We start from the raw sequence: 237 nt of genomic DNA, 5'->3' as shown, positions 1-237 counted from the left end.
GCCGCGTTCGCCGCGAACTGCTCGCGCCGTTCGAGCGCGATGTTCTCGACCAGCACGCCGAGCAATTGCTGCTCGATCAGATACACGACGTCCGTGATCTTCTTGATGACCTGCCCGGTCAGATCCTGGAAGTCCTGCGCCAGCATGATCTCCATGAGTTGCGAGTTGGTGGCGCTGGTGGCTTCGGGCACGCCGCGCAAGAAGCTGCGCGTGTCGTTCATCAGCGCGCGCACTTCC

Annotated in this window: 1 protein-coding gene; it reads right to left on the bottom strand. The window is 62.9% G+C overall.

Features of this window, described 5'->3' with window-relative positions; translation table 11 throughout:
• On the bottom strand, nt 1-237 hold a 237-nt coding region (locus SB771_RS36955; protein ID WP_410722279.1), incomplete at both ends, for a protein phosphatase CheZ.

The sequence above is a fragment of the Burkholderia sp. SIMBA_051 genome (assembly GCF_046534915.1).
Taxonomy (GTDB): Bacteria; Pseudomonadota; Gammaproteobacteria; order Burkholderiales; family Burkholderiaceae; genus Burkholderia; species Burkholderia ambifaria.
The sequence above is the reverse complement of the archived record's forward strand: the minus strand, read 5'-3'. Positions and strand labels throughout refer to the sequence as shown.